Consider the following 1,747-nt stretch of genomic DNA (forward strand, 5'->3'; position numbering starts at 1 on the left):
CGGGAGCGGGCAGTGATGAAAGGGGTGGGAATCGGCACGGTCACCGAAGGCATGCTGGCAGCGTTCGCACGCTTGGTCGCTTTGCTGGACGAACCCGAGGCGATCCCGGTACTCGCGCCGTTGATTCAGCGTGAAATCCATTACCGGCTGTTAAAGACCGACCAGGCCGGGCGCCTGCGCAGGATCTGCGCCGTTGACGGGCAGGGCTATCGGATCGCCAAGGCGATCGATTGGCTGAAGCTCAATTACACCGCGCCGTTGCGGGTGGAGGAATTGGCGGCGCGGGTGCAGATGAGCGCTGCCACCTTTCATCATCACTTTCGTCACCTGACCGCGATGAGCCCTTTGCAGTATCAGAAATGGCTGCGCTTGAATGAAGCGCGGCGCTTGATGCTCAACGAACATCAAGACGTGTCCAGTGCGGCGTTCAAGGTGGGTTATGAAAGCCCGTCACAGTTCAGTCGCGAGTACAGCCGGCTGTTCGGTGTGCCACCCAAGCGCGACATGGCCGCCTTGCGCGGCAAGCTCACTGATCAACCGAGCTCAAGTTAGCGAAAAAAATACAGCCAATCAGCCGCGCAAACAGGCTCAGGGTTTCCGGCAGGTTGGGGTCTTCAAACAGCATCGCCCGCGAATCCAGCGCGCACAATGCGCCGAACAGGCGCCCATCAGGCAGGAAGATCGGCGCACCGGCGTAGCTTTCGATGGCGAACTGCTTGACCACCGGGCGCGCGGCGAAGCGGCCGTTGTGGCTGATCTGCGGGATGAACAGGGTCTGCGGGTTAATGCAGAACTCACTACACAGTGTGGTTTCGAGGTCGAGCACGTCGTCGACATGAATGCCCATGTCGGCCGTGTCGTGCACCGAGCAGACGACCCACTCAAGGTCAGTGAATTTGGCGATGCCGGCAAAGCGCATGCCGGTCAAGCGGGTAACCAGTTGCAGGATGCTGGTGGTGGCTTCTATTTCGGCGATGGCAGCGCGTTCGTCGGCGCTGAGTAGCGAGTGTGCTGCGGTGACGCTTGGAACCATGCTTAGGCACTCCAAAGGCATGGCGGCAGGGGCCGCCACGCCAGGTCAGTAGTCAGTTGATGCGTGGGTGCTGCTGCACCAGGTTCTGGCGCTTGGCTTCCAGTTCGGCAATCTGAGTGTCGATGTCTTCGATCTTCTGCTCGATATTGTCGTGGTGCTCTTGCAGTATTTCCTTGGCTTCTGCCATGTCCGAGGCCGCAGGCGCGGCGCCGCGCAGTGGCTTGTTGGCGGTTTCCTTCATGGTCAGGCCCGTGATCAAGCCGACCACGGCAAACACCATCAGGTAGTAGGCGGGCATGAACAGGTCGTTGGTGCTTTCCACCAGCCACGCCACGGCGGTGGGGGTGACACCGGCGATCAATACCGAGACGTTGAACGCACTGGCCAGCGCGCTGTAGCGCAGGTGCGTGGGGAACATCGCCGGCAGGGTCGAGGCCATCACGCCGATAAAGAAGTTGAGGACCACCGCCAGGATCAGCAGGCCGGCGAAGATCAGGCCGATCTTGCCGCTGGTGATCAGCATGAACGCCGGAATGGACAGGAACAGCAGGCCCACGCTGCCGGCGATGATGAAGGGTTTTCGGCCGATCTTGTCACTCACAAAACCAATGAACGGTTGCACGAACAGCATGCCGACCATGATCGCGATGATGATCAGTACGCCGCTGTTTTCTTTGTAATGCAGGTTGCGCGACAGGTAGCTGGGCATATACG

3 protein-coding genes are annotated in these 1,747 nt (G+C 60.2%); 1 reads left to right on the top strand and 2 read right to left on the bottom strand.

Annotation, left to right across the window (positions count from 1 at the left end; all coding sequences use genetic code 11):
• Positions 1 to 552, top strand: a 552-nt coding sequence (locus FEM54_RS31940) for an AraC family transcriptional regulator (protein ID WP_138454208.1), incomplete at its 5' end; no start/stop codon positions are given.
• On the opposite strand, the gene FEM54_RS31945 is transcribed toward FEM54_RS31940, so the two are convergent.
• Complete coding sequence (locus FEM54_RS31945; protein WP_017138954.1) at positions 527 to 1,033, bottom strand: GAF domain-containing protein; 507 nt, start codon at positions 1,031 to 1,033, stop codon at positions 527 to 529. The two genes, FEM54_RS31940 and FEM54_RS31945, sit on opposite strands and share 26 nt — an antisense overlap.
• Positions 1,034 to 1,085: 52 nt before the next feature.
• On the bottom strand, positions 1,086 to 1,747 hold a 662-nt coding region (locus tag FEM54_RS31950), incomplete at its 5' end, for an MFS transporter (RefSeq protein ID WP_138454209.1).

This window comes from Pseudomonas edaphica (genome assembly GCF_005863185.1).
GTDB classification, from domain to species: domain Bacteria; phylum Pseudomonadota; class Gammaproteobacteria; order Pseudomonadales; family Pseudomonadaceae; genus Aquipseudomonas; species Aquipseudomonas edaphica.

What these genes read in the sequence shown, in the direction of transcription:
- FEM54_RS31945 (WP_017138954.1), bottom strand. Translation starts at nt 1,033, where the DNA reads ATGGTTCCAAGCGTCACCGCAGCACACTCGCTACTCAGCGCCGACGAA.